This is a genomic window from Microbacterium sp. 22303 (assembly GCF_052045265.1).
In the GTDB taxonomy this organism is placed as follows: domain Bacteria; phylum Actinomycetota; class Actinomycetes; order Actinomycetales; family Microbacteriaceae; genus Microbacterium.
This window is the reverse complement of record NZ_JBQEOQ010000002.1, coordinates 677,691-703,362: the sequence shown is the minus strand read 5'-3', so window position 1 is coordinate 703,362 and position 25,672 is coordinate 677,691. Positions and strand designations below refer to the sequence as shown.

The window sequence follows — 25,672 nt, the reverse complement described above, 5'->3', positions numbered from 1 at the left end:
CTGCCCGCCCGCTGCCCGCCGCCGGTCGGCGCCTGCAACACAACACACCAACACCTTCCGTGCCGTATTCAGGTTGGATCGCCCGTGTTCACGTCCACACGCCGCGTTTCCGGCTCCGAAGCCGAATCCATCCTGAATTCGGTCCGCGCGTCACGCCGAACCGCGCACCACCAGCTCGGTGCCGAGGGTCGTGCGGTGCGGCGGAGCGGATCCGGTCAGTCGATCGATGAGCACGCCCGCGAGTGCCTCGCCCTGGGCGTGCATCGGCTGGCGGATCGTGGTGAGCGGCGGATCCGTCGACAGGGCCACGGGTGAGTCGTCGAAGCCGACGATCGCGACGTCCTCGGGAATGCGCACGCCCGCGCCGCGGAGCGTACGCAGCACGCCCCGGGCCATGAGATCGCTGGCGGCGAAGACCGCGTCGGGCAGCCCTCCGCCCGGCTCGGCGGCGCGGTCGAGCAGCTCCTGGGCCGCCCGCACCCCGCTGGCCTCGGAGTAGTCGCCGGCGATCTCGGCGAACGGCTCCAGACCGTCCTCGGCGAGGCGCTCGCGGAAGCCGGTGAGCCGATCCACGGCGCCCGCCATCGACAGCGGCCCTGTCACGGTCGCGATCCGTCGGTGCCCGGTGGCCAGCAAGTGGTCGACGGCCTGCCTGCTGCCCGTGACGTTGTCCACGTCCACGAGCCAGTCGTCGTCACGGCCGTTCGTGCGGCGTCCGCCGAACACGACCGGCACGGCCTCGACGATGCGGTCGACGAAGGCGTCGCTGTTGTGGTGCGACAGGATGATCGCGCCGTCCACGCCTCCGTTGCGCACGAAGCCCGTCATCCTGCCGCCCGGGTCATCGCTCGCGATCAGCAGGTTCAGGATGTAGTCCGAGCGCGCGACCCGGTCGCTGATCCCCGCGACGACCGCGCCGAAGTAGGGGTCGCCGAAGAAGCGCCGAGTGTCCTCGGGCACGACGAGCGCGATCGCGTGGGTCTGGCGCAGGGCGAGCGAGCGCGCCGCGCGGTTCGGCGCGTAGCCGAGCCGGGCGATCGCGTCCTGCACCGCCGCGAGCGCGTGCGGGCTCACCGCGGTCGACCCGTTCACGACCCGCGACACGGTCGACCGGGAGACCCCTGCCGCCGCCGCGACCTCCTCGATCGTGGCCCGTCCGGACGCCGTCCGATCCGTGGTTCCCTCTCCCGATGGGGATCCCGGTGCCGCCGGCCCGATGCGTCCGGCACCGGCGCGAGACCTGGCGACCACGTCTCAGACCGCCCGGGCCGCGATGATCCTGGCGTACTCGCGCCCGGAGTCCTTCACGATCCGCGCCTGGGTGTCGTAGTCGACCCGCACGATCCCGAAGCGCTTGCTGTAGCCGAACGACCACTCGTAGTTGTCCAGCAGCGACCACGCGAAGTAACCGCGCACGTCGACGCCCTCGTCGATCGCGTCGTAGGTCGCCGCGATGTGCTCGCGCAGGAACATCGCCCGCTCCGAATCGTGCACGGCGCCGCCTGTGCTGTGCCCCGTCGCAGGGTCCACCCGAGCACCCTCGAGCACGTCGTCGTAGGCCGCGCCGTTCTCGGTGACGTACAGCGGAAGCCCCGGTGCGTACTCCGTGCCGATCCGGCGCAGCAGCCGGGTGAGGCCTTCGGGCTGCACCTCCCAGTCCATGCCCGTCCGCGGCAGCCCGCGCTCGACCCAGTGCACGTCGTCGGCGGCGGGGAACGGCGAACGCGTGCGACGCGCGTTCTCGCCCTCTCCGCCGCCGTCGTGCGGTGTGCCCTCGCTGCCCGGTTGCGGCGTGCCCGAGAGCAGTTCGCCGTGGTAGTAGTTGATGCCCAGGCAGTCCAGCGGCGCGGCGATGGTGTCGAGGTCGCCCTCGTGGATCGCGGCGGCCCATCGACGGACGGCGACCGGATCCACCTCGCGGATGTCGGAGACGACGTCGGCCGGGTAGGCGCCGCGGAGGACCGGATCCAGGAACCAGCGGTTGAACTGCCCGTCGATGCGGCGCGCGGCATCGACGTCGGCGGGGTCACGCGCGTCGGCAGGATCGGCGACCGTCAGATTCAGCGTGATGCCGAGGTCGAGCTGCGGATCCCGTTCGCGCAGCGCCCGGATCGTGCGGCCGTGCGCCAGCAGCAGGTGGTGTGCGGCGAGCATGCCGTCCTCGATGCCGAGCCTGCCCGGCGCGTGCACGCCCGCGGTGTAGGACAGGAACGAGGAGCACCACGGCTCGTTCAGCGTGGTCCAGTGCTGCACGCGGTCGCCGAGGGCATCGTGCACGCTGAGCGCATACTCGACGAAGCGCTCCGCGGTGTCGCGGGAGGTCCAGCCGCCCTTCTCCTCGAGCGCCTGGGGCAGGTCCCAGTGGTACAGCGTGAGCCACGGCACGATGCCGCCGTCGAGCAGCTCGTCGACGAGGCGGTCGTAGAACGAGAGCCCGGCGGGGTTCACCGCACCGCCGTCGGGCCGCACGCGCGCCCACGACGTGGAGAAGCGGTAGGCCTGCAGGCCCAGTTCCCCCATGAGCTTCACGTCATCGGCATAGCGGTGGTAATGGTCGCACGCCACGTCGCCGGTGTCGCCGTCGTGCACCGCGCCCGGCACGCGGGCGAAGGCGTCCCAGATCGACGCGGTGCGGCCGTCCTCGAAGGCGGCGCCCTCGATCTGGTAGGCGGCGGTGGCGGCACCGAACAGGAAGCCGTCGGGGAATCGGCGGGCGGACGGATCCACGGTGCTCATGCGGGCGGACGCTCCTTCATGGTGGCGGCTTCAAGGCGGTGCGCGCGGGTCGTCGGCGGGTTGCCGCGCATTCCGGACAGGCTATGGGAGCGCTCCCACGACTGTCAACAGCGCTCAGCGGATTCTCCGCAGTACATCCCTCACCCGTTCACCGCACCGTCCGGGGGCGAGCCGCGCCAAACTCAGTCGATCCGTGCCGCTTGGCGCCGTTCGCCGCCGCAAGTTCCGGTTTCGACTGAGTTTCAGACGCCCCCGCACGAGGCACTGCACCGCGTAGCCTGGTGCGGTGACCTCATCGCCCGCGCTCGTCCGTGCCGAATCGCTCATCCGCTCGATCCCGGACCACCCGGAGCCGGGCATCCTGTTCCGCGACATCACTCCGCTGCTGGCCGACCGCGAGGCGCTGCAGGCCACGACCGAGGCTCTCGTCGCGCCGTTCCGCGGCGCCTTCGACGTCGTTGCGGGGATCGAGGCGCGCGGCTTCATCCTTGCCGGGGCCGCGGCGATCGAGGCGGGGACCGGCTTCGTGCCGATCCGCAAGGCCGGCAAACTGCCGCTGCCGGCAGCGTCGGTCGACTACGCGCTGGAGTACGGCACCGCCACCATCGAAATGCACGAGGACCTGCCCGCCGGATCCCGGATCCTACTCATCGACGACGTGCTCGCCACCGGCGGCACGCTGGCCGCCGGCCGGAAGATCGTCGAGCAGCTCGGCTACACGGTCGCCGGGATCTCGGTGCTCTTCGAGATCGACGGGCTGGGCGGCCGCGACGTCGTCGGCGACGTGCACACCGTGTTCCGCAGCTGACCCGGGCCGACCCGCTCGGTCGACGGGCAACGCCGCGAGCCCGCTGCCCGGCCCGACTCCTTCGAGCCTGCCCGCCGGCCCGGCTCCGCGAACCCCGACCGGAGGCCCTGTTTCCGCGCGATAGACTGGCCTCTGCCCCCGCCCGCGACATTTCGGAGCCTCGAATGCCCACCATCGTCGTCGACGTCATGCCCAAGTCCGAACTGCTCGACCCGCAGGGGAAGGCCGTCTCCGGAGCATTCGCCCGCACCGGCGTGACCGCGTTCAGCGACGTCCGCATCGGCAAGCGCTTCGAGCTCACCGTCGACGGTGAGGTCACCGACGACGTGCTCGCCGAGGCCCGGCGGATCGCCGAAGAGGTGCTCTCCAACTCCGTGATCGAGGACGTCGTGGGCATCGAGGTCTCGGAGTGACCGTTCGGATCGGGGTCGTCACCTTCCCCGGATCCCTCGACGACCGCGACGCGCAGCGCGCCGTCCGCATCGCCGGGGCCGAGCCCGTCGCCCTCTGGCACGGCTCGCACGACCTCGACGGCGTGGACGCCGTGATCCTGCCCGGCGGCTTCAGCTACGGCGACTACCTGCGCTCGGGCGCCATCGCCGCGCTCTCGCCGATCATGACCGAGATCAAGGACGCCGCTGCCAAGGGCATGCCGATCCTCGGGATCTGCAACGGCTTCCAGATGCTCGTCGAGGCGCACCTGCTGCCCGGCGGCCTGATCCGCAACGACCACCAGCACTTCGTTCGCCGCGACCAGAAGCTCACGGTCACCAACGCCGACACCGCCTGGACGAACGAGTTCACGCGCGGCCAGGAGATCATCATCCCGCTGAAGAACGCCGAGGGCGGCTACATCGCCTCCGACGAGACCCTTGACCGCATCGAGGGCGAGGGCCTGGTCGCCTTCCGCTACGCCGGAGTGAACCCGAACGGATCCCTCCGCGACATCGCCGGCCTCACGAACCCCGCCGGCAACGTCGTGGGCCTCATGCCGCACCCCGAGCACGCCACCGAGCCCGGCTTCGGCCCGGATACATCCGCCGCCATGCGCAGCGGCGTCGACGGCCTGCCGTTCTTCACGAGCGCGATCGCCGCGGTCGCCCGCATCGCGGCGTAATCCGCCCCCTTTCTCTTTCTACTTCCGAGTCGTCCCCCTCAGCACGGTCCATAGGTCGTGCTGAGGGGGACGACTCATTCTTCGTACGAGCCCGCGATCGCGGCGCCCCTCCAGGCACCTCGCCCTCACCCCCTCGCCGCGTCATTACCCCCGCTGAGCGACGTCCATACGGGGAGGTGTCGACGCGGGAGGGGGTGAACGCTGCGGAGGACGCTGAACCCCCGGGCGGATCCGGATCCATGGCGCCTGCCGGCCCCGAGACGGATCCGTATCCATTGCGTCCGCGGATCCCCGGGGCTAGCGTCGAACCCGTCCCCGAGGATGGGAGAAGCGCATGGCCGGCCGGTTCGTGTACTGGATGAACGTGTCCCTCGACCTGCAGATCGAGGCCGCTCCCGGCGAGGACGGCGGCGGTGACTGGATGCGGATCGATGAACCGCTGCACCGCGAGTTCAACCGGCGTGCGGCAGACCTCGCGCTCATGGTGCAGGGCCGCCGCGTGTTCGAGATCATGGAGTCGTACTGGCCCGCGGCGCGTGACAACCGGTCGCTGCCCGAGTTCATGCAGGAGTACGGGGCGATCTGGACCGACAAGCCGAAGATCCTCGTCTCGCGCACGCGCACCGAGGCGCCATTCCACACGCGTGTCATCGGCGAGGATGCGGTCCACCGGCTCGCCGAGGTCCGCGCCGAGACCGATGGCGCCATCGGCGTCGGCGGAGCGACGCTCGCCACGGCGCTGCTCGATGCCGGCCTGCTCGACGAGCTGCTGCTGTTCACGCACCCGGCGATCCTCGGATCCGGTCGCCCGCTGTTCGACGAGCCCCGCCCCGGCGAGACCCGGGATCCGGTGATCCTCGACCTGCTCGAGCAGGCCGCCTATGACCAGGGCGTCACGCTGCACCGCTACGCCATCCGGCACTGAGGCGCGGCTCAGCCGGGGCGCGCGGGGTCGCTCGGGCCCTCGGGAGCCCCGGGAGGCAGGCGCGCGGGCACAGCCGACAGCGCGCCGAGGTCAGCCGAGTGCCGGCGGCCAGACTCCGATGAGCACGGCCATCACGACGACCGTCACGAGTTCGTGCGCGATGTTCATCACCGTCAGCGAGCTGGGGCGCCCCTCGAAGGCGTCGTGCGTGATGAACCGCGCCGCCGTGAAGCCCATCCACAGCGTGATTGCGGTGACCAGCGCCGAGACGAAGAACGATCCGCCGTAGAAGTGCCAGGCGATCGCCGTGGCCCCCGCGAGCACCCACGCCGTGACGAAGCTCACGATCACCGTCGCGATGATGGCCAGCACAGGGTTGCCCTTGGGGTTGTCGAGGTCCACGCCGGCCAACCGCGCCCAGCGGGTGCCGAGCACACCGCGGGCGTACCAGATGGATCCGACGACCATGCTCGACGCAGTCGCCAGCAGTACCGCCCAGTAGTTGATCTCAGGAACCATCGTCGTGCTCCTCGCTCGATCGGGCGGGTCCGCACCCGCGATCCGGTGCGCTCAGAGTACCGCGGCGGATCCCGTCACCGGTGGAGCACCGCGGCTCGACCGTTGCAGAATGGCCGGCTCAGCGACGCATCACCGGACGCGAGCGATCACCAGGGGCTGGGCTCGTAGTCCTTCAGGAACACGCCGTGGATGTCCTCGCCTGCTTCGCCGCGCACGATCGGGTCGTAGACGCGGGCGGCGCCGTCGACGAGGTCGAGCGGGGCGTGGAAGCCCTCCTCGGCGAGACGCACCTTCGTGTAGTGCGGGCGCTCGTCGGTGATCCATCCGGTGTCGACCGCCGTCATCAGGATCCCGTCGGTCTCCAGCATCTCGCCGGCGCTGGTGCGGGTCAGCATGTTCAGCGCCGCCTTCGCCATGTTCGTGTGCGGGTGCCCCGGTCCCTTGTACCGGCGGGAGAACTGACCCTCCATCGCCGAGACGTTCACGATGTGCTTGCGCCGCGCGGCAGACGCGGCCATCGACGGACGCAGCCGGCTGATCAGAAGGAACGGCGCGGTCGTGTTGCACAACTGCACCTCGAGCATCTCGAGCGGATCCACCTGGTCCACGCTCTGCACCCAGCTGTTCACGCGGTTCACGTCGGGCACGAGGCCGCCCGCGTCGATGGCGGTGCCGTCCGCGTGCTTCGCGAGCGAGGAGGATCCGGGGGCCATCGCGAGCCGGGCGAGTTCTTCGGCCGTGAGCGCCTGCCCACCCTGTTCGGCGATCGTGCCACCGAGGGAGGCGATCGACAGCAGCGGGTGCGCGTCGACCGAGGCCTGCAGCGCCTCGGGGTGCGGATCCGCGGTGTGCCCGAAGGTCTCCATCTCGGGCAGCGGCCCGTTCGGGAGCGGCTGCAGCTCGGCGTCGGCCAGCAGCGAGTACGCGCCGGGCGAGCGGCGCACGGTCTGCGCGGCGTTGTTGATGAGGATGTCGAGCGGGCCCTGGGCCGCGACGGAGTCGGCGAGCGCGATCACCTGGGCCGGGTCGCGCAGGTCGATGCCGACTACGCGCAGCCGGTGCAGCCAGTCGGCCGAGTCCTCGAGAGCCGCGAACCGGCGCACCGCGTCGCGCGGGAAGCGGGTGGTGATCGTGGTGTGCGCGCCGTCGCGCAGCAGGCGCAGCGCGATGTGCATGCCGATCTTCGCGCGACCGCCGGTGAGCAGCGCGCGCTTGCCGGTGAGGTCGGTGCGGGCGTTGCGCTTGCCGTGACTGAACCGCGCGCAGTCGGGGCAGAGCTGGTGGTAGAACGCGTCGACCGTCGTGTACGACTGCTTGCAGATGTAGCAGTTGCGGGGCTTCAGCAGCTCCCCCGCGATCGGAGCGTCGACCACGCTGGACGCCAGATCCAGGCCGCGGGTCTCGTCGTCGATGCGGTCGGGGGCGCCGGTCGCGGTCGCCGCGATCACGGCCTTGTCCGCCTCGGCGATGGCATCGCGGATCTCCCGGCGGCGCACCCGCTTGGCGGCCTTGAACATGGCCGCGGTCGCACGGCGCACGGTGATGAAGTCGGGGTGATCCTGCTCGAGCCCGTGCAGCTCGGCGAGCACTCGAAGGGTGGTCGCGAGGTCGGCCGGGTCGATGCCGGATCCGCCGGCGTCGCCGCCTGTCGTGGCGCTGCGGTCGCTCTGCGTCGACGGAGCGTCGGAGGGGGCGTCGGTCATTGTCACGATTTTACGCGACCAGGCTGGATGGGAGCCCGACCCGGATCCCACTCGCGACGAGACCCCGATCCCGTCCTGTTTCCCTCCCCTGGCCGTCTTTCCCTCCCCGCAGTGGCGTCTGCACGGGGAGGGAAAGACGACACGGGGAGGGAAACGCGCACCTGGGCGCACGGGCGCACCCGGGCGCACTGAGGCACCGGGTACCCAGGGCCCCGGGGTGCCCGGTGCACCCAGGCGCCCGCCGGGGCTCAGGCGATGCCGCCGCCGTCGACGACGAGGGCGGATCCGGTCACGTACGACGACTCGTCGCTCGCGAGCCAGACGACCGCCGCGGCGATCTCTGAGGGCTGGCCCATCCGGTTCAGCGGGCGCTCCGCAGCCTCGGCGAGGAAGCCGGCCTGGTCCTGACCGAGCTGGCGCGCCTCGTCGCGCAGCATGCCAGTGTCGACGTCGCCCGGATTGACCGAGTTGACGCGGATGCCCTGCGGGCCGTGGTCGATCGCGAGCGCCCGGGTCATGTTCACGACCGCGCCCTTCGAGGCACAGTAGGAGATCGCCTGACCGCCGCCCTTGAGGCCCCAGCCCGATCCCGTGTTCACGATCGATCCGCCGCCGTTCGCGGCCATAACCGGCACGACGTGCTTGCACATCAGGAAGATCGCCCGCACGTTCACGCCGAACACGCGGTCCCACTCCTCGACCGTGGTCTCGACCGCCGTGGTGCGCCGGATGATGCCCGCGTTGTTGAAGACGACGTCGACGCCGCCGAATCCGTCGACGACCGAGGCCACGACGCGCTCGATGTCGGCCTCACTGGAGACGTCGGCGCCGATCGCGACAGCGGTGCCGCCGGCCGCGCGGATCTCCTCCGCGACGGCTTCGGCGGCCTCGGCGTTCAGGTCGACGACGGCGACGTTGGCACCCTCGGCCGCGAAGGCGAGGGACGTGGCGCGGCCGATGCCGCCGGCGCCTCCGGTGACGATGGCGTTCTTGTTCTGCAGACGCATGGGATGCTCCTTGCGGGTCGGTGGTTCGGTGCGGCCCCTTCGACAGGCTCAGGGACCGGGGTTCGTGTGGTGCTCAGGGACCGGGGTTTCGTGCGGTGCTCGGAGACCGAGAGGGGGCGGGATCGGGTCAGACGGGGACGGAGGCTTCGGGCGCGGCGACAGCGTAGAACGCGGCGGCTGCGGCGCCGGTGATGACGCGGATGTGTCCGGCGAGGGAGGCGTCGACGTGGGGATCGCCGGTGTCGACGAGGAGCGGGCGCCCGCCGAGGTCGACGAGCTTCTGCTCGGGGGCGACGACGAGGAGCGGATCCGGCCCGAGCGCGCGGATCACGCGCGCGGAGAGCTGCTGGTTGCCCCGGCCGAGCAGGAAGCCCTGGCCGCCGATCACGGTGACCACGGCCTGCGCGGGACCGGCGGCGACCTCCTCGAGCAGCCGGTGCTCGTCGGCGCCCGCAGCGACGAGGCGCCCGTCGAGCACGACATCCACGCCGAGCGGGGTCTTCGCGATGCCGAGCACGGCGGCGATCCGCGCCGTGGTGCCACCGGGGCCGAGCAGGTAGCGGATGCCCGGCCGCATCGCAGCCACCGCCGCGTGTGCGGCCGAGGCAACGGCCGCCTCCTCGCTCACCGGGGTCGGCGCCTTGCGCGCCTGGGTTCGCCCGAGGCGCTGCGGCACGCGCAGCGTGCCGTACAGCGCGGGTTCGACGCGGGCGCGGCGCAGTGCCGCCTCGTCGACGTCGAGCACCTCGCGCTCGGCAGTGGCGACCGGATCCGGCCCGAGCCAGTCGGCGGCGAGGGATCCGGCCGCCACCGGCGTGACCGCGAACACCGGCGAGTACATCTTGACGCCAGCGGGGATGCCCAGGACGGCCGGCGCACCCGGGCTCCCCGACGACGGGCCCAGCCCCCGCACGGCATCGCGCAGAGTGCCGTCGCCTCCTGCCACCAGCACGAGCGATGCGCCGGCCGCGGCCACGGCGGCGACCGCGGCGGCGGTGTCGTCAGGCGTGGTCGTGGCCGAGGACGGCGTGAAGACCACGACCGGCTCGAGCCCCGCCTCCGCCACGGCGGTGCCACCCATGGCCCCGGCGGCGGTGAGGATCCACTCCGCGGGGTGCGAGCGGGCGATGATCGTCAGCGCCTGCACGGCACGCTCGTGCGCCCGCGGGAGGGAACCGTGCTCCGCCGCCCGCGCCTGCACGACCGCACCGTCGGAGCCGGCGAGACCCGCAGGCCCGCCGACTCCGGCGACAGGGTTGACGACCAGTCCGATCACGCGATCAGGCTCCCACCGTGGCGACGGCGAGCTCGCCGTCCGGCAGAGCGCTCTCCGCGGGACCGGCCGGCACCTCGCCGAAGTACTTCCGGCGGTACGCGCGCCAGGTGATCGCCCAGCGCTCGGGGTCGTCCAGGTCGTCGTGGTGCGTGTGGTGCACGGTCTGGTTGTGCGGCGCTGTGCGCACGAGCTCGGGGTTCTCCCGCGCCTCCTGCGCGACCTGCGCCAGCGCCGCGACGTACTCGTCGATCTCGGCCTTCGAGTAGCACTCGGTGGGCTCGAGCGTGAACGGCTGCGGCACGACGTAGGGGTGGTGGCTCGTCCAGTAGTGGAAGCCGTAGTCGGCCATCCGGATGCCGATCTCCTCCGAGGAGATTCCGGTCTCCTCGAACAGCTCCTGCCACGAGTACCGCACCTGCTCGATACGGCGGCGACCGGTCGCGTAGGGTGCGGACGCCCCGGGGATCTCGAGCACCTTCTTAAGGAGGTAGTTGTTGTTCAGCACCGCGATCTGCGAGGCCTCGAGCATGCCCTCGGCACCGAGCGCCATGATCCACGCATACGCCCGCACGACGTGCAGGATGACCCCGTGCGCCGGGGCGACGTGCCCGATCGACAGCTCGCCGGGCTCGCGCACCACGAAGCGTCCGTCTACCCGCTCCACGCGCGGGCCGGGCAGAAACGGTGCCAGGGCGGCGCTGACCGCATTGGCCGCCGCTCCCGGACCACCGCTGCCGTGCGGCGCTGAGAACGTCTTGTGCAGGTTGAACTGGCACACGTCGAATCCGGCGTCGCGGGCACGGGTGATGCCGAGGATGCCGGCCGCATTGGCCTGATCGTAGGACGCGAGGGCGCCGATCTGGTGCGCGGCGTCGACCCACTCCTTGATCGCGGGGTTGTAGATGCCGGTGTCCTCGGGGTTGGTCACCATGATCGCCGCGGTGCGCTCCGAGAGCGCGGCCTTGAGCGCGGCCAGGTCGGGGTAGCCGTCGGCGTCCGGGTAGATCGTGATGACCTTGTACCCCGCGACCTTGGCCGCGGCCGCGTTCGACGGGTGGCTGAAGATCGTCGTGATGACCTCGTCGCGCTGCTCGGCCTCGCCGTGCGACGCGTGGTAGGCGCGGATCATCGCGATGTTCGTCCAGATTCCCGCGGATCCGCCCGGGGAGGCGAGCGAGACGGCGTCCATGCCGGAGATCTCGGCCATGAGCCGCTCGAGGCGCCAGATCGTCTCGAGTGCGCCCTGCGTGTCGGCGGGATCCTGCGCGGGGTGCAGTGCGCGCAGCTGCGGCACTTCGATGAGCTGGTCGTTGATCTTGGGCGAGTACTTGATCGTGCAGGTGCCCTGACCGATGTCGACGTTGAGGTCGGATCCGAGGTTCTCCTGCGACAGCCGCAGGTAGTGCTTGAGCACGCGCATCTGCGCGATCTCGGGCAGCGCCGGCGGCGTGGGACGGCGCATCCCCTCGGGGAGGGCGGCGACGACATCGCCGACCGCCTCGCGCACGGCGGGCTCGACGGGCGTCACGAGCACGCCGCGCTCGCCCGGCGTGGACAGCTCGAAGACGATCGGCTCGTCCCAGCTGGCCTGCTGGAACCGGCGGGGGCTCTGCTTGGGGGCGACGGGAAGGGTCACGCGGCCTGCTCCTCGGTGTCGATGGCCGTCGCGAGCGCGGCGGCGAGGCGGTCGATGTCGGATGCGGAGGTGGCCTCGGTCACGCAGACGAGCAGGGTGTGCTCGTCCACGACGACGCCGGGCTCGATTCCTTCGGCGCGCAGCGCGGTGACGACGTCGGCGGCGCGAGCGGTGTCGAAGCGGATCGTGAACTCGCGCAAGTGCAGCGCGTCGTCACCCAGGGCGACGCCGTCGAGCGCGGCGAGCTTCTGCTGGGCGTACGCGGTGCGGGCGAGCAGCAGTTCGCCCAGGTCGGCCATGCCCTGCGGCCCCATGAGCGCGAGGTGCACGCCGGCGGCGATGCCCCACAGCGCGGCGGCGGTGCCGACCCATTCCTTGCCCTCTTCGCGATGCGCGAAGGAGGTGCGGTCGTAGGCGACGTCGCCGAAGCCGTACTCGCCGGGCACGTCGGTGGACTCCAGGCCGAACAGGCGCGAGGGCATCTCCATCACGAACCGGGGCTCGTCGTGCACCGCGATGAACCCGGCGTGCGCGCCGCCGAACCACTGGTGCAGGCCGAGCGACTGGATGTCGCCCGTGACGATGTCGGCGCCCTGCAGCGCGGGCGGGGTGAGCACGCCGTAGCCGATCGGGTCGGTGCCGACCACGACGACCGCCCCGGCCGCGTGCGCCGCCCCGGCGATCTCGCGCAACCGGGTCTCGACCGCACCGGTGAAGCTCGGCGTCTCGATCCACACCGCCGCGACGTCGTCACCGAGCCGGGCGCGCAGGGTCGCGACGTCCGCGATGCCGCCCACGACGGGGATCCGCTCGATCTCGAGGCCGGCGCGCGTGTAGTCGCGCACCTTCGAGTCCTTCTCCGGCAGCACGTCGCTCACGGCGAGCACACGGCCGCGGCCGGTGAGCCGGCCGGCCATCGCGAGGCCCGTGGCCGTGGCCTGGTAGCCGTCATAGGTGGGCACGTTCACGACGTCCATCGCGAGCAGTTCGGCCATGAGCGACTGGTACTCGAACAGCGCCTGGAACCGGCCGTGATCCTCGTAGGGCTCCCCCGCGTAGGCGGTGAGGAACTCGCTGCGGCGGATGACCTCGTCCACGACCGCCGGCACGTAGTGGTTGTACGTGCCAGCGCCGAGGAAGCTCAGACGCTCCTCGGTGGTGCGGTTCTGCGCCAGGATCCCCCGCACGTGCCGGGCGAGGTCCTGCTCGGCCGGCAGCGGGGCCGGAACGTCCAGCGGACGGCGCAGGCGCAGGTCCTCCGGCACGTCGGCGTAGAAATCCTCGACGGAGGCGGCGCCGACGGCGGCGAGCATCTCGGCGCGGATCTCGGGCGCCGAGTTCGGGATGTAGGGGTGCACGAACGTCTGCGTCATGCCAGCTCCTTCGACGGGGTGGCCGGGGTGGGCCGCGGGGTATGGGTCAGGGTGAGGAAAGGGATCTGCGCGGCGCGCGGCGTGGCCACGACGGCGACGCCGTAGGCATCGAGCGTCACGGTGTCCGCGGTCTCGGATCCGGTGATCAGATCGAGGCCGGCGACCGGCAGGTGGAAGGTCACGGGGTCGGCCGCGTGGTTCAGCAGGAAGGTGTAGTCGGTCGTGTCGTCCGAGCGCGTGACGGCCTCGGCCTGCACGGACACCTCGTCGCGGGCGGGCAGGCCCGCCGCGCGGATGATGTCGCGGAACACGGCGACCAGACCCTCGGGCTGCAGCATCGCACTGACGTACCAGGCGGATCCCGCGGCGTGCGGACGCCGGGTGACGGCGGGCCGTCCCGCGAGCTCGCCGGTGGTGTACGCCCCGCGGATCTCGACGTCGTCGCCCGCTTCGATCCACTCGCCCCAGTGCGGCACGGCGAGCTCGGCACCCGCGTAGGCCAGATGCTCGACGAGCCCGTCCGCGATCGGCCACTGCTCGTCGACCTCGATGCCGAGCAGGTCGCGCAGCGGACCCGGGGCACCGCCGTCGTGCACCTTCTCGGTGCTGTCGACGACGCCGGAGAACGGGCCGACGACGAGCGTTCCGCCGCGGGCGACGAAGGCACGCAGCGCGGCCGTCTGCGACTCCTCGAGGATGTACAGGTTCGGCGCCACGATCACGTCGTAGCGGTCGAACGGGGTGCCGCTCGCCTCCCCGCCCACGCGCACGGCGTCGACGGGGTGGCCGAGCGTGTAGAGCGCGCGGTGCCAGGCACGGGCCTGCTGCGCCCACTGCAGCCGCTGCGAGGGCAGAGATTCGAGCGCACTGGAGCCCCACCAGGAATCCCAGTCCACGACGAGGCCCACGCGCGAGCGCACCCGGCTGCCGCGCACGGGCTCGAGCCGGCGCAGCTCGTGTCCGAGCGCCCTCGTCTCCTGGAAGCTGCGCGACTTCTCGCCGCGGTGACCCAGCATCGACGAGTGGAACTTCTCCTGGCCGTACTTCGCCTGGCGCCACTGGAAGAACATGACGGCGTCGGATCCGTGCGCCACGGCCTGCAGGCTCTCCACCCGGATCTTGCCGGGCGCCTTCGGCACGTTCACGTCGCGCCAGCTGGTCGCGCTCGCCGACGACTCCAGCAGCAGCCACGGCCGCCCGCCCTTGAGCGCGCGCATGAGCCCGTAGTTGAGGGCGGCACCGACGTGCGAGGTCGGATCCATCGGATCCGGGTATGCGTCATCGGTGACCACGTCCTCGCGCTCGGCGAAGCGCCAGTAGTCGAGATCGCGGAACATGCTCATGAAGTTCGTGGTCACGGCGATGTCGGGGGTGACCTCGCGCAGCACATCGATCTCGATCTGGAACAGCTCGAGCATCGCGTCGGAGGAGAACCGCTCGAAGTCCAGCAGCTTGGTGGGGTTGATCGGTCCCGGCGCCTTCTTCGGCGTCTCGATGTGCTCCCAGGAGGTGTAGCGCTGGCCCCACACGTTCACGCCCCAGGCCTCGTTCAGCCCGTCCAGGTCGCCGTAGCGGTCCTGCAGCCAGCGACGGAAGTGCCGAGCGGATTCGGGGCACCAGCAGCGCGACACGTGGTCGCCGTACTCGTTCGAGATGTGCCACATCGCCAGGCCCGGATGCTCGCCGTAGCGCTCCGCGATCGCACGCGTCATCCTGGCGACGTTCTCGCGCCAGATCGGTGAGGACGGACAGTAGGTCTGCCGGGATCCGAACTCCAGGCGGTGCCCGTCGGAGTCCCACGGCGCCATCTCGGGGTGCGCCCGCAGCAGCCAGGACGGCGGCGTCGCGGTCGCGGTCGCGAGGTCGATGCGGATCCCCGCCTCGTGCAGCAGATCCAGGATCCGGTCCAGCCAGCTCCAGTCGTAGACGCCCGGCTGGGGCTCGAGCTGCGGCCAGCTGAAGATCGGCAGGCTCACCATGTTCACGCCCGCGTCGAGCATGAGACGGATGTCCTCGCGCCAGACGTCCTCGGACCACTGGTCGGGGTTGTAGTCGCCGCCGAACGCCAGGGCGTCGATGCGGACCTCCCGGATCCGCTCGTCGTCGAGATGCTGGGCCACTACGGCTCCTCCCTGAGTCTGTACAGAAACGCTGTTCAATGTATTCTGTATACAGCAAGCGTATGGCGAATGCTGGATCCGGTCAAGCCGTAGGCTGACCGCACCGGCCGAAGGGGAGAACGAATGGCTATCGAACGCAAGAACCTGCGTTCCCAGGTGCGCGAGGAGCTGCTCACCCGCATGCGCGCCGGACAGGTCAAGCCCGGCGAGGGCATCAACGAGGTGCAGCTCGCCGCCGAGCTCGGCGTCAGCCGCACCCCCCTGCGGGAGGCCCTGATCGCCCTGGAGTCCGAGGGGCAGATCACGAGCGAGAACGGCAAGGGCTTCCGCTTCGTGCCCCTCAGCGCCGGCGAGTTCGAGGACCTCGCCCCCGTGATGGCGACCCTGGAGAGCCTCGCCCTCGAGCTGAGCCCCGTCGACGAGCTGCGGCGCGTCGGCGCGCGGCTCGTCGAGCTCGCGGAGGCCTTCACCGACGAGCATGTCGAGCACGCCCTCGTGATGACCAAGGACGACGAGTGGCACGCCGTCATGCTCTCGGTCTGCCCGAATCGGCGGCTGCTCGACGTGATCGAGAGCGTGCGGGGATCCTTCCACCGCTACGAGGCCCTTCTCGTCGCGGACGACGTGAAGATCGACCGGGTCGCCGCCGAGCACGCCGCGATCGCGCACGCCCTGGCCGACGGCGACGTGCCGGCCGCGATCGACGCCCTCAAGATCAACTGGATGCATGGCATGCAGCGGATCCTGGACAACTCCTCGAGCGCGTACTTCAGCGCCTGACGCGGGCCCGAACTGCCCCGCCGGCGATACGCGCATCCGCCGGCTGCTCCGGGCCGTGGCGAGCGCCCGCTGCGGCGAGCGCGCGCCGGGTCAGCCCTTGACGGCTCCCCCGAGCAGGCCCGCCACGAACTGCTTCTGGAACACCAGGAACAGCACGAAGAGCGGAAGCGTCGCCAGCAAGGATCCGAGCATGAGCCCGGAGTAATCGACCCGACTGAGGCCGATCATGGTGTTCAGCGCGACCGGGACCGTGTACCTGTCCTCGCTGTTCAGCATGAGCAGGGGCCAGATGAACGAGTTCCACTGACTGATGAACGTGTAGATCACGAGCGCCGCGATCTGCGGGCGCGCGACCGGCAGCACGATCCGGTAGAAGGCGCGCAGCTCGCTCGCGCCGTCGATCCGCGACGCCTCGATGAGCGAGGTCGGGAAGTCGAGGAACCCCTGCCGCATCAGGAAGATGCCGAACGCGTTCGCCAGGAACGGGACGATCAGCGCCTGGTAGCTGTCGATCCATCCGGCGCTGGCCATCATCTGGAACAGCGGCACGAGCAGCACCTGCATCGGGATCATCATCGTGACCAGGATCACACCCAGCAGCACGCCGCGTCCGCGGAACCGGTACGTCGCGAGCCCATATCCGCACATGATGCTGACCAGTGAACTGAACACCGTGTAGACCACGGACACGAGCACGCTGTTGAGCATCACCTGCCCGAAGCCGATGCTCTCCTGCAGCCGGCCGAGGTTCTGCCAGAACTCGCCGCCGGGCAGGAGCGGCAACGGCGTGACGAACAAGTCGCTGGTCTTGTGCGTGGAGGCGATGACCATCCACAGGAACGGAATGAGTGCGAGCACGCTCGCCACGATCATGACCACGTAGACCGGCGCCCGCAGCACGATCTTGCGCAGCAGCGGCTCGCCGCCTCGGTCCGCGGGCTGCCCGAGGCGCCGGCCGCGGCCGGTGGTGATCAGCTGGGTCGTCATGGCTTCTCCCTCATGATGCGGAACTGGATCACGGCGATGATCCCGGTGAGTGCCACGAGCATCCAGGCGATCGCGCTCGCGTAGCCGAAGTCGAACTGCTGGAAGCCGATCTTGTACAGGTAGAGCACCGGAGTGAGAGTCGCGTTGTTCGGGCCGCCCCCGGTGAGGATGAAGTTCTCATCGAAGAGCTGCAGCGCGCCGATCGTCGACGTGACGCTGGTGAAGATCAGCACGGGCCGCAGCTGCGGGACGACGATGTGCCGGAAGATCTGCCAGCGCCCCGCGCCGTCGATGCGTGCCGCCTCGTAGAGCTCGGGCGGGATCGACTGCAGGCCCGCGAGGATGATGACCACGTTGTAGCCGGTCCAGCGCCAGGTGATCGAGGCGATCACCGCCACCCGCGCCCACCACTCGTTGTTCAGCCAATCGATGGGGCCCGCGCCGAACAGGGCGAGGAACTGGTTCAGCATGCCGCCGTCCGTGGTCATGATCACTCGGAACACGACCGAGTACGCGACGAGCGTCGTGATGGACGGCAGGAAGGTGAGCAGGCGGAACCCGGCCCGGAAGCGCAGCCATGCCTGATTCAGCAGGTAGGCGAGGCCCACGGCGAGCGCGATCATGATCGGCACCTGCACGACCAGGATGAGCAGCGCATTGCCCAGGCTCTTCAGTACGAGCGGATCCCGGAGCATCCGCGCGTACTGGTCGAGTCCGACGAAGGTGCTCACGCCGCCCGAGGTGCGGAAGAAGCTCTGCAGCAGCGACACGGCGAGCGGGTACGCGAAGAACAGCGCGAGCAGGGCAGCCGCCGGAAGGGCGAACCACAGCCCTGGGCGCTGCATGCGCGCGGCGAAGCGCTGGCCCGTGCGAGGGGAGTCGCGACGGTTCTCGTCACGGTTCCCCTCCGCGGAAGGCCGCCGCGTTGTGGCGACCGTCATGTCAGCCCGCGATCTTGCGACCGGTCGAGTTCGCGATCTGGGCGGCCGCGTCGTCCAGCGCCTTCTTCGGGTCCTCGCCGTTCAGCACCGCCGCGCCGACGGCGTTCGTGACGGCGTCGCTCGCGACCGACTGGTCGGAGGTGAAGGCGATGGACGGGATCTTCGGCGTGAGCTGTGCGAAGGTCCGGAACACCTTCTGCCCGCCGAAGTACTCGCTCGGCTGCTCGAAGAAGTCAGCCTTGAGCGCCGGCAGGTACGCCGGGAAGAGGCCCTCCTTCTGCATCATGCTCGACTGGTTGTCGGCGTTCGCCAGCACGTAGGCCAGGAAGTCGGCTGCGAGTTGCGGGTTCTTCGCCTGCGCCGGGATCGCGAGACCGGATCCGCCGTTGTTCGAGGTCGGGGCGCTGTGGTCATCGAACACCGGCAGGTCGCGCACGGCGTACTTCCCGCTCAGCTCGGGCGCCTCGCCCTCGAGGGTGCCGATCCACCAGACCGCCTCGGGGGTGACGGCGGAGTCGCCGTCCTTCGCGCTCGTGACGCTCGCGTCCCAGCCCTTGGCGTTGGTGATGAGCCCCTTCTGCTGCATGGTCTGCAACAGGGTGAGCGCGCGCACGGCGTCCGGCGAGTTCACCGTGATGTCGCCCTTGTCGTCGAAGTAGCCGGCGCCCTGCTGCTGCAGGTACATCGAGAGGGATCCGCCCGAGGAGAGGTCGGCGGTGAGCAGCGTGTGCCCTGTGGCGGCCTTGATCTTCTCCCCCGCGGCGACGAGGTCATCCCAGGTCTTCACGGCGGAGGGATCCACGCCCGCGGCCTGGAAGTAGTCGGCCCGGTAGTACAGCCCGACCGTGCCGGAGTCCCACGGCGCCATGCGCAGCGCGCCGCCCTTGTCGGTGCCGGTCGACCACTTGAACGGGTCGAAGTCGGCCTTCTTGTCGCCGAGCACAGGCGAGAGGTCGGCGAAGCCCTTCGGGAACTGCGTGAGGTAGCTCTGGTTGTGGTCGGTCTCGAGCGTGATCAGGTCGGGGAGGCCGGTTCCGGCCTGCAGCCCGACCGAGATCTTGTCGTAGGCGTTGTCGTAGCCGATGTCGACGACCTTGATCGTGGTGCCCTTGTGCGCCTTCTCGTAATCGGCGCCGAGCCGCTTGAGCGCGGTCGCGGCAACGTCCCACGACCAGATCGTGATCGTGCCTGTGGCGCCGCCCTCGGCCGTGAGCTTCTTCTCGCTCGAGGGTGCGCCGCCTCCGAACGCGCATCCGGACAGGGCGATAGCCGCCGTCGCCCCGATCGCCAGCGCGAGCATGCCGCGTCGCTTCATCATGACCTCCTCGTCAGAATTGTGTATTGAATACAGTACACGCGTGGTTACGCTAACACCAGGGTGGAAGAGACCGACTCCACCGATGCAGGCATCGGCACCGGAAGACGTCGAAACCCCCACGGAGCGTCGAAGCCCCCTCCTGTTTGCGCGCCTGTGAGGGGGGGTTTCGACTCTCTGTGGGGGTTTCGCGTGTCAGCGGCTGAGTTCGACCGCCAGGTCGATGAACAGCGCAGCCGACCACGCGAAAGCCGTCGTCGCGTGCTCGGCCTTGAAGCCGGTGCGCGGATTGAAGTACTCGTGCGGGCCACCGCCGTGGATCACCAGGTGCACGGTCTGCTCGCGCAGCGCCCTGGCGCGTTCGGGCTCTCCCGCGGTCTCGAGGCCCTCGGCGATGAGCGCACTGGTGTTGATCCAGATCGGGCCGCGCCACATCCGCTCCGAGGAGAAGTCGGGATCCGCCGCGGACACGGTCGGAAGCCCCCACTCCAGGGCGTATCGCCGCGGATCGTCGATCGCCTCGATCAGGGCGGTGCGGGCGTCCTGCGGCAGCCCTTCCACCCGCAGCGGCATGAGCCCCACGACCGTGTCGCTCGCGATGCGCTCCCCGTCGTGGCCGGTCGCATCGTCGCCGGATCCGGGGCCGCGCGCGATGAAGCGCCGCTCGGCCGGATCCCACAGCCGTTCCATGAGGAGCGCGGCAGTACGTTCGGCGCGGGCCAGGTGCGGCGCCACGTCATGACCGGGCAGGAAGCGCGCCGCGAGCGCGGCGATCTCCCGGTCCTGCTGCACGAGGTAGGCGGCGAGGTCGGGCGCCGTGGTCGGGATCGGGCCGTCGAAGACGGGGCTGTCGTCGAGGCCGGAGGAGTAGGGGTGGCCGTACTCCGGCAGCCCGTCGCCGTCGAGGTCGGATCCGTTCCGCTCCGGCCCTGCGAACCACCAGTCCTGCGAGCGGATCACGCGCTCCAGCTGTGCCGCGGCCCACTCGGGCGCATCCTCGGCCTCGAGCACCTTGCGCAGCGCCCAGGCCGCGAGCGGCGGCTTGGTGAGGGGCACGGGGGCGGTCGGATCCGCCACTTGCGAGCGCGCGCGCCGCAGCGTCGCCCGGTCGGACTCGGGCAGGTCGTCGCTCGTGGCGAGCACGCCCTGCTCGTGCACGACGTCGGGCAGCTGCCCGTTCTCGCGCGGGAACCGGAACGCCAGCTCGAGCTGCTCCCTGGCGAGCTCGGGGTCGCCGTGGCGCAGCCCGACCGCGATGAAGTACGCGTCCCACTGCCAGAGCCCGACGTAGCCGATCTTCGAGGGCACGATCGCACGAGCGCCCTCGAGGGCGGGCAGCTCCACGATGTTCGCGCCGAGCACCCACCAGCAGAACGCGGCCATGTCCTGCAGGTCCTCGCGCACCCGCGGGCAGCGGTCGAACCAGGCGTCCCACTCCCGTTCGAGCACCGCGAGCGCATCCTCGTGCGCCGCGGCGGGCTGTGCGGAGACGAGCGCACCACGGTCGGCCACGTCGATGCGCAGGCCCGATCCGACCGGTTGCTCGACCGTGCTCCCATCCGGGAACACCAGGCGCACGCGAGCCGAGGCGTCGCCCCCGATGCTCAGCGCGCGCAGCCCGTCGAAGGTGAGCGTCACCCCGGCGAAACGGATCCGGTGGGGCTGCACGTCTGCGACCGGCAGCACGTGACCGGCGCCGTCGACGACCTCGAGCCGGTCGAGCACGCGGCACTGGTCGAGGCTCCGCTCGTACTCGGACGTGTGCACGCGCACGCCGTCGCTCTCGCGGAACACCAGCAGGCGCGAGCGCGGCATCGTGAACGGGGCCGTCACCAGATCGAGGTGACGACCCGCGGTTAGCGCGAGCTCTGCGGCGGACGGCGCCCCACCATCCGTCACCTCAGCGCCCTCCGAGTCCGGAGGAAGCCATGCTGTTCAGGATCCGGCGCTGTCCGATCACGAACACGATCAGCATCGGCACGGTGGAGATCGCCGAGGCGGCCATCACCAGCCCGTAGTTCACCGAGCCGAACTGACCCTGGAACGACTGCAACAGCAACGGGACCGTGAACAGATCGGGGGTGTTGAGCAGCACGAGCGGGAACAAGAAGGAGTTCCACACGTCGAGGGCGACGATGATGCTGAGCGCGGCGAGACCCGGCCTGAGGTTCGGCAGGATCACCTGGAAGAACGTGCGGATCCGACCCGCCCCGTCCACGAGCGCGGCCTCCTCGAGCTCCCGTGGCAGCGACAGCACGAACTGGCGCATGAGGAACACGGCGAACGGGTTGGCGATCATGCCGGGGATGATCAGGGCGAGGTGCGAATCCACCCAGCCCAGCTGCGACATCAGCAGGTAGAACGGGATGAGCGTGACCTGCTTGGGGATCATCTGCGTGGCGAGGAAGACGATGAACAGCACCTTGGACCCGCGGAAGCGGATGCGGGCGAACGCGTAGCCCGCCATCGACGCGGTGATGAGTGTGCCGGCGACGACGAGCACGGCGATGTATGCGCTGTTCAGATAGGCCTGCGCGAACGGCACCGCGTTCCACGCCTGGACGTAGTTGTCGAACGTCCACGGGCTCGGCAGCAGCGAGAGCGGGTTCTTGAGCAGCTGCGGCAGGGTCTTGAACGAGGTCAGCAGCATCCACACGAACGGGAACACCATTCCGAGCCCCGCGACGATCAGCACGACGTGCAGGATCGTGGCGGACAGCCGGCGGCGCCCCTTGCCCGCGGCGCGAGGGCGGATCCGCCGGCCGGGCGCGACGAGGGCGATCGTGGAGTCGGTGGCGGGCGCGTGTCCGCCGGTCGTGATGCGCGTGGTGTCGACGCTCATGCGGGGTCATCCTCGTAGTGGACGAACTTCTTCTGCGCGGCGAACTGGATCCCCGTGATCACGAGGGTCAGCAGCAGCAGGATGATGCTCGCGGCCGATGAGAGGCCGAAGTCGAACTTCTTCATGCCCAGGTCGTAGATGTGATAGACGATCGTGCGGGTGGCGTTGTCCGGACCGGCGTTGCGCACGAGCACGTAGACCGTGTCGAAGGTCTGCAATGACGAGATGAAGGCGATCACGGAGGAGAAGAAGACGATCGGCGACAGCAGCGGCAGCCGGATCGCGGTGAACAGCCGCCAGGCTCCTGCCCCGTCGATCCGCGCCGCCTCGATCACCGACGGCGAGATGTTCTGCAGCCCGGCGAGGAAGATGATCACGTTGAGGCCCAGCGACGACCAGATCGTCACGATGCAGACCGCGATCAGCGCCAGCCGGGGATCCTGCAGCCAGTCCGGCGGCGCGATCCCGAAGATGGTGGAGATGGCCGACGACAGCACGCCGTCCGCGCGGAACATCTGCTGCCACATCATCGCGACCGCCACCGTCGAAGTGACCACCGGCGCGAAGAAGAGCACGAGGTAGAGCGTGCGGGTCTTCAGCTTCTCGAGCGCCACCGCGATGGTCACGGCGAGAGCGAGGCCGATCGGCACCGTGATGATCGCGATGAGCAGCGTGTTCAGGATCGCGCGGCCGAAGAGCGGATCCGCGAGTTCTGCGCCGAAGTTGTCGAAACCGACCCAGTTGAGATCCGACAAGCCGTCCCAATGCGCGAACGCGAGCACGAGGCTCGCGAGGAACGGCACCACCACGAACAGCCCCATGCCGATCAGCTGCGGCCCGACGAAGGCGTATCCCCAGCGCCGGTCGCGACGGCGCCAAGCGGCCTCGCGCCGCCACCCGGGCGCCGTCGATGACGACGCCCGGGTGCTCACCGACGGTGCGCTCATGCTCACTTGCCGTCCTGGACCAGCTTGCCGACCGCGTCGAGCGTGGCCTGCGCATCCTGCTTGCCCTGGTAGAGCGCCAGGAACTGGTCGCCGATGCCGCCGCGGATGCCGGGAAGGCGCGCCTCGGTCGGGTAGTTGACGAAGCCGATGTCGCGCATGTCGAGGAAGGTCTGCGCATGCGCGGGGTAGCCGTCCAGCACCACCTTGTCGGCACCCTTGATAGACGGGACCGCGTTGCCGCCGCCCTGCAAGCGAAGGGTCTGGCCCTCGGCCGAGAGGAATTCGGTCCAGAACATGAACGCCGCGTCCCTGACCTTGGTGCCCTTGTTGATCGCGAGGAACGAGGTTGCGACGCCGGTCGGCGCAGCCTTGCCGTCGGGCGTCGGCCACGGCGCGATGTCGTACGAGTCCTTCACGCCGGCGCCCTCGACGGTGCCGATCGTGTAGCGCCCCTGCACGAAGAATCCGGCCTTGTGCGCGACGAAGACACTGTCGGCGCCCGCCCCGTCGGGGAGGGTGTCGGCGACGAGGAACGTCTTGTCCTGGAACAGGGATCCGAACTGATCCAGCGCCTTGACGGCGTCGGCGTCCTTGTTCGCGACGAACTTCCCGCTCTTGTCATAGGGCGCGGACACGCCCTGCGAGCTCAGCCAGCTCCACTGCGTGGCCCAGTAGTTCCAGAACATCGTGCCGGTGAGGCCCGCGTCGTGCAGCTTCTTGTTCATGTCCAGGAAGGCGCTCGTCGTCCACTTGCCCTCGGCGGCGAGGGTCGCGGGGTCGTCGGTGACGCCCGCGGCCTTGAGCGCCTCCTTGTCGTACCAGAACACGTCGGGGTTCGAGTCGTTCGGAGCGGCGTAGATCTCGCCGTCCTTCTCCGCCGCACCGAACAGGCCCGGCGAGAAGTCGTCGACCTTGCTCTGGCTCTTCGAGCCGTTCATGAGGCTCTTGAGCGGCATCAGTCGGTTGGATCCGACGAACTGGCCGATCATGTCGTCGCCCACGTAGAACACATCGGGCGCCGTGTTGCTGGTCAGCTGTGCGAGGAGCTTGGAGTGATAGTCGTCATAGCCGGCGACCGGCTGCAGCTTGACCGTGATGTCGGGGTGGCGCTTCATGAACTCCTTGTCGAAGTCCTGGTAACGCTTGAGTTCGTCCGCGCTGCCCCACGTCGACCAGACGACGGTGGCCTTGCCGTCGGCGGCCGAGCCGCCGCCGTGGGAGCCGCCGCTGCACGCGGCGAGACCGAGCATGAGTGCGCCGGCGGACACTGCCGCGAGCGTGCGCAGGAGTCGAGGGTTCGAGCGGGGCATGGCGCCACCTCTTTCGTCGTTGAAGGGCAGATCGGAGGTCGGGACGCACTCAGTATTATGTATACAGACGACGTTTGTCAACGGCCGCGCGTCGGACCTCGTCGTTCTGGAGCGGCGCACGGGTCGTAGCCGACGGCAGCGTCGAGGCGGCGGCACCTGCGATGATCGTGCGCCCGACGATCGCCGAGTGCACGACGCGGCACAGCGGAAAGTCCACCCGCCGCAGAGTGGTCTGATCCGGAGGTGCATCAACGGGCCTACGCTCGAGGGGTGAGCCTGCTCGTCACCGTCCCCACCGCCGAACTCGCCGCCGACATCGCCGCCCAGGGCCCGCTGCCCGACGGCGTGGAGGTGCAGGTGTGGGACATGACCGCACCCCCGCCCGCGCCTCGGATCGACATCGTGGTGCCGTCGTACCTCGGCCGGCAGCGTTTCTCCGCGCTGGACGGCATCGAGGTGGGCCTCGTGCAGGGCCAGATGATCGGCTACGAAGCCGTGATCGACAAGGTGCCCGCGGGCGTGCCGTTCGCGAACGCCGCCAGCGTGCACGAGCCGGCGACCGCCGAGCTCGCCCTCGCGCTGACCCTCGCCGCGCAGCGCGAGCTGCCGCGGTTCGTGCGCGCCCAGGACGCGGGTGTGTGGGACCGGGCGTTCACCTCGAGCCTCGCGGATCGCCGCGTGCTGCTGGTCGGCATCGGCGGCGTCGGAAAGGCCGTGGCCCGACGCCTCGCCGGGTTCGAGACCTCGATCACCGCGGTCGCGCAGACCGCCCGCACCGAGCATGTCGAGGGCGTCGGCGAGATCGCCGTGCACGCGCTCGCCGACCTGCCCACGCTCCTGCCCGACGCGGAGATCGTCATCCTGTCGCTGCCGGGCGGATCCGCCACGCACCAGCTGTTCGACGCGGACATGCTGGCACGTATGGCCGACGGAGCGCTGCTCGTCAACGTCGGCCGCGGCACACTCGTCGACACGGACGCCCTGATCGCCGAGAACGGCCGGATTCGAGCGGCCCTGGACGTCATGGATCCGGAGCCGCTGCCCGAGGGCCACCCGCTGTGGACCACCCCCGGCGTGCTGTTCACCCCGCACGTCGGCGGCGCCTCGACCGCGATGAATCCGCGTATCGCTGCGCTGGTGCGCACCCAGATCGACCGCATGCTCGCGGGCGAGGAGCCGGCGAACCTCATCCCCCGGTGACATGGCGGATTCCGCAGTGACCGATGCGGAATCCGGAGCCGCTCCCGCTCGCCTTCCGTCGCGTCGTCCGCGCGTATGGCTCGTCGGCGCGTATCTAATTCAGGATGGATGCACCGAATCGGCTGTTCCC

The 25,672-nt window shown here is 70.2% G+C and carries 22 protein-coding genes; 6 read left to right on the top strand and 16 right to left on the bottom strand.

What is annotated here, in order from left to right; genetic code table 11:
- Positions 1-150: 150 nt before the first annotated feature.
- Both ACTJI8_RS08905 and ACTJI8_RS08900 read right to left on the bottom strand, forming a co-directional pair.
- Complete coding sequence (locus ACTJI8_RS08905) at positions 151-1,218, bottom strand: LacI family DNA-binding transcriptional regulator (RefSeq protein ID WP_440733211.1); 1,068 nt, start codon at positions 1,216-1,218, stop codon at positions 151-153.
- Between the two features lie 36 nt (positions 1,219-1,254).
- The gene (locus ACTJI8_RS08900) at positions 1,255-2,736 is read right to left on the bottom strand and encodes a glycoside hydrolase family 1 protein (RefSeq protein WP_440733062.1); all 1,482 of its coding nucleotides are present in this window, start codon (positions 2,734-2,736) and stop codon (positions 1,255-1,257) included.
- 286 nt (positions 2,737-3,022) lie between these two features.
- Here ACTJI8_RS08900 and ACTJI8_RS08895 point away from each other — a divergent pair, with 286 nt between their 5' ends.
- The 4 genes from ACTJI8_RS08895 to ACTJI8_RS08880 all read left to right on the top strand — a co-directional run bounded on the left by ACTJI8_RS08895 (position 3,023) and on the right by ACTJI8_RS08880 (position 5,586).
- Positions 3,023-3,544 carry an adenine phosphoribosyltransferase gene (locus tag ACTJI8_RS08895; protein ID WP_440733061.1) on the top strand — a complete coding sequence of 174 codons (522 nt, stop codon included), beginning with the start codon at positions 3,023-3,025 and terminating at the stop codon, positions 3,542-3,544.
- A gap of 164 nt (positions 3,545-3,708) precedes the next feature.
- Positions 3,709-3,957 carry a phosphoribosylformylglycinamidine synthase subunit PurS gene (gene purS / locus ACTJI8_RS08890; RefSeq protein WP_440733060.1) on the top strand — a complete coding sequence of 83 codons (249 nt, stop codon included), beginning with the start codon at positions 3,709-3,711 and terminating at the stop codon, positions 3,955-3,957.
- Entirely contained in the window at positions 3,954-4,661 is a 708-nt protein-coding gene (purQ, locus tag ACTJI8_RS08885) for a phosphoribosylformylglycinamidine synthase subunit PurQ (RefSeq protein ID WP_440733059.1), read from the top strand. The genes purS and purQ overlap by 4 nt, the downstream gene beginning before the upstream one ends.
- 334 nt (positions 4,662-4,995) lie before the next feature.
- Complete coding sequence (locus ACTJI8_RS08880; protein WP_440733058.1) at positions 4,996-5,586, top strand: dihydrofolate reductase family protein; 591 nt, start codon at positions 4,996-4,998, stop codon at positions 5,584-5,586.
- Positions 5,587-5,676: 90 nt separating this feature from the next.
- Here the strand turns inward: ACTJI8_RS08880 and ACTJI8_RS08875 are convergent, their stop codons facing one another.
- The 7 genes from ACTJI8_RS08875 to ACTJI8_RS08845 form a co-directional block, all read right to left on the bottom strand.
- Positions 5,677-6,105, bottom strand: coding sequence for a DUF1761 domain-containing protein (locus tag ACTJI8_RS08875; RefSeq protein ID WP_440733057.1), 429 nt, complete (start codon positions 6,103-6,105; stop codon positions 5,677-5,679).
- 146 nt (positions 6,106-6,251) lie between these two features.
- Positions 6,252-7,808, bottom strand: a complete 1,557-nt coding sequence (locus ACTJI8_RS08870; protein WP_440733056.1) for an SDR family NAD(P)-dependent oxidoreductase — start codon at positions 7,806-7,808, stop codon at positions 6,252-6,254.
- 248 nt (positions 7,809-8,056) lie between these two features.
- Positions 8,057-8,815 (bottom strand): SDR family NAD(P)-dependent oxidoreductase, encoded by a 759-nt coding sequence (locus ACTJI8_RS08865; RefSeq protein ID WP_440733055.1) that lies wholly within the window; start codon positions 8,813-8,815, stop codon positions 8,057-8,059.
- A 127-nt stretch (positions 8,816-8,942) separates the two neighbouring features.
- Positions 8,943-10,091, bottom strand: a complete 1,149-nt coding sequence (locus ACTJI8_RS08860) for an ATP-NAD kinase family protein (RefSeq protein WP_440733054.1) — start codon at positions 10,089-10,091, stop codon at positions 8,943-8,945.
- 4 nt (positions 10,092-10,095) lie between these two features.
- Positions 10,096-11,727, bottom strand: coding sequence for an aminomethyl-transferring glycine dehydrogenase subunit GcvPB (gcvPB, locus tag ACTJI8_RS08855; protein WP_440733053.1), 1,632 nt, complete (start codon positions 11,725-11,727; stop codon positions 10,096-10,098).
- Positions 11,724-13,100: an aminomethyl-transferring glycine dehydrogenase subunit GcvPA gene (gene gcvPA, locus ACTJI8_RS08850; RefSeq protein WP_440733052.1), complete on the bottom strand. Its 1,377-nt coding sequence runs from the start codon at positions 13,098-13,100 to the stop codon at positions 11,724-11,726. The genes gcvPB and gcvPA overlap by 4 nt, the downstream gene beginning before the upstream one ends.
- Positions 13,097-15,220 carry a beta-galactosidase gene (locus ACTJI8_RS08845; RefSeq protein ID WP_440733051.1) on the bottom strand — a complete coding sequence of 708 codons (2,124 nt, stop codon included), beginning with the start codon at positions 15,218-15,220 and terminating at the stop codon, positions 13,097-13,099. The genes gcvPA and ACTJI8_RS08845 overlap by 4 nt, the downstream gene beginning before the upstream one ends.
- Positions 15,221-15,343: 123 nt before the next feature.
- Here ACTJI8_RS08845 and ACTJI8_RS08840 point away from each other — a divergent pair, with 123 nt between their 5' ends.
- Positions 15,344-16,000, top strand: coding sequence for a GntR family transcriptional regulator (locus ACTJI8_RS08840; protein WP_440733050.1), 657 nt, complete (start codon positions 15,344-15,346; stop codon positions 15,998-16,000).
- A 90-nt stretch (positions 16,001-16,090) separates the two neighbouring features.
- On the opposite strand, the gene ACTJI8_RS08835 is transcribed toward ACTJI8_RS08840, so the two are convergent.
- From ACTJI8_RS08835 to ACTJI8_RS08805, 7 genes are all read right to left on the bottom strand, one after another.
- Positions 16,091-16,987, bottom strand: coding sequence for a carbohydrate ABC transporter permease (locus ACTJI8_RS08835; RefSeq protein ID WP_440733049.1), 897 nt, complete (start codon positions 16,985-16,987; stop codon positions 16,091-16,093).
- Positions 16,984-17,928 carry a carbohydrate ABC transporter permease gene (locus ACTJI8_RS08830; RefSeq protein WP_440733048.1) on the bottom strand — a complete coding sequence of 315 codons (945 nt, stop codon included), beginning with the start codon at positions 17,926-17,928 and terminating at the stop codon, positions 16,984-16,986. Before ACTJI8_RS08830 ends, ACTJI8_RS08835 begins: the two co-directional genes overlap by 4 nt.
- A 1-nt stretch (position 17,929) precedes the next feature.
- Positions 17,930-19,246 carry an ABC transporter substrate-binding protein gene (locus ACTJI8_RS08825; RefSeq protein WP_440733047.1) on the bottom strand — a complete coding sequence of 439 codons (1,317 nt, stop codon included), beginning with the start codon at positions 19,244-19,246 and terminating at the stop codon, positions 17,930-17,932.
- A 192-nt stretch (positions 19,247-19,438) separates the two neighbouring features.
- The gene (locus tag ACTJI8_RS08820; protein ID WP_440733046.1) at positions 19,439-21,076 is read right to left on the bottom strand and encodes an amylo-alpha-1,6-glucosidase; all 1,638 of its coding nucleotides are present in this window, start codon (positions 21,074-21,076) and stop codon (positions 19,439-19,441) included.
- Positions 21,077-21,143: 67 nt separating this feature from the next.
- Positions 21,144-22,085: a carbohydrate ABC transporter permease gene (locus ACTJI8_RS08815; RefSeq protein ID WP_440733045.1), complete on the bottom strand. Its 942-nt coding sequence runs from the start codon at positions 22,083-22,085 to the stop codon at positions 21,144-21,146.
- Positions 22,082-23,032, bottom strand: coding sequence for a carbohydrate ABC transporter permease (locus ACTJI8_RS08810; protein ID WP_440733044.1), 951 nt, complete (start codon positions 23,030-23,032; stop codon positions 22,082-22,084). Before ACTJI8_RS08810 ends, ACTJI8_RS08815 begins: the two co-directional genes overlap by 4 nt.
- Before the next feature lie 2 nt (positions 23,033-23,034).
- A complete protein-coding gene (locus ACTJI8_RS08805; RefSeq protein WP_440733043.1) occupies positions 23,035-24,342 on the bottom strand; it encodes an ABC transporter substrate-binding protein in 1,308 nt (435 codons plus the stop codon).
- A gap of 270 nt (positions 24,343-24,612) precedes the next feature.
- On the opposite strand from ACTJI8_RS08805, the gene ACTJI8_RS08800 reads away from it, so the two are divergent.
- Positions 24,613-25,542 (top strand): NAD(P)-dependent oxidoreductase, encoded by a 930-nt coding sequence (locus ACTJI8_RS08800; RefSeq protein WP_440733042.1) that lies wholly within the window; start codon positions 24,613-24,615, stop codon positions 25,540-25,542.
- The last annotated feature ends 130 nt before the right edge of the window (positions 25,543-25,672 follow it).

Bases quoted from the DNA above. Each gene is read 5' to 3' on its own strand.
- ACTJI8_RS08835 (WP_440733049.1), bottom strand. From the start codon at position 16,987: ATGACGACCCAGCTGATCACCACCGGCCGCGGCCGGCGCCTCGGGCAG.
- ACTJI8_RS08825 (WP_440733047.1), bottom strand. From the start codon at position 19,246: ATGATGAAGCGACGCGGCATGCTCGCGCTGGCGATCGGGGCGACGGCG.
- ACTJI8_RS08810 (WP_440733044.1), bottom strand. From the start codon at position 23,032: ATGAGCGCACCGTCGGTGAGCACCCGGGCGTCGTCATCGACGGCGCCC.
- ACTJI8_RS08815 (WP_440733045.1), bottom strand. From the start codon at position 22,085: ATGAGCGTCGACACCACGCGCATCACGACCGGCGGACACGCGCCCGCC.
- ACTJI8_RS08870 (WP_440733056.1), bottom strand. From the start codon at position 7,808: ATGACCGACGCCCCCTCCGACGCTCCGTCGACGCAGAGCGACCGCAGC.
- ACTJI8_RS08865 (WP_440733055.1), bottom strand. From the start codon at position 8,815: ATGCGTCTGCAGAACAAGAACGCCATCGTCACCGGAGGCGCCGGCGGC.
- ACTJI8_RS08880 (WP_440733058.1), top strand. From the start codon at position 4,996: ATGGCCGGCCGGTTCGTGTACTGGATGAACGTGTCCCTCGACCTGCAG.
- ACTJI8_RS08840 (WP_440733050.1), top strand. From the start codon at position 15,344: ATGGCTATCGAACGCAAGAACCTGCGTTCCCAGGTGCGCGAGGAGCTG.
- ACTJI8_RS08805 (WP_440733043.1), bottom strand. From the start codon at position 24,342: ATGCCCCGCTCGAACCCTCGACTCCTGCGCACGCTCGCGGCAGTGTCC.
- ACTJI8_RS08900 (WP_440733062.1), bottom strand. From the start codon at position 2,736: ATGAGCACCGTGGATCCGTCCGCCCGCCGATTCCCCGACGGCTTCCTG.
- gcvPA (WP_440733052.1), bottom strand. From the start codon at position 13,100: ATGACGCAGACGTTCGTGCACCCCTACATCCCGAACTCGGCGCCCGAG.
- ACTJI8_RS08830 (WP_440733048.1), bottom strand. From the start codon at position 17,928: ATGACGGTCGCCACAACGCGGCGGCCTTCCGCGGAGGGGAACCGTGAC.
- purS (WP_440733060.1), top strand. From the start codon at position 3,709: ATGCCCACCATCGTCGTCGACGTCATGCCCAAGTCCGAACTGCTCGAC.
- ACTJI8_RS08875 (WP_440733057.1), bottom strand. From the start codon at position 6,105: ATGGTTCCTGAGATCAACTACTGGGCGGTACTGCTGGCGACTGCGTCG.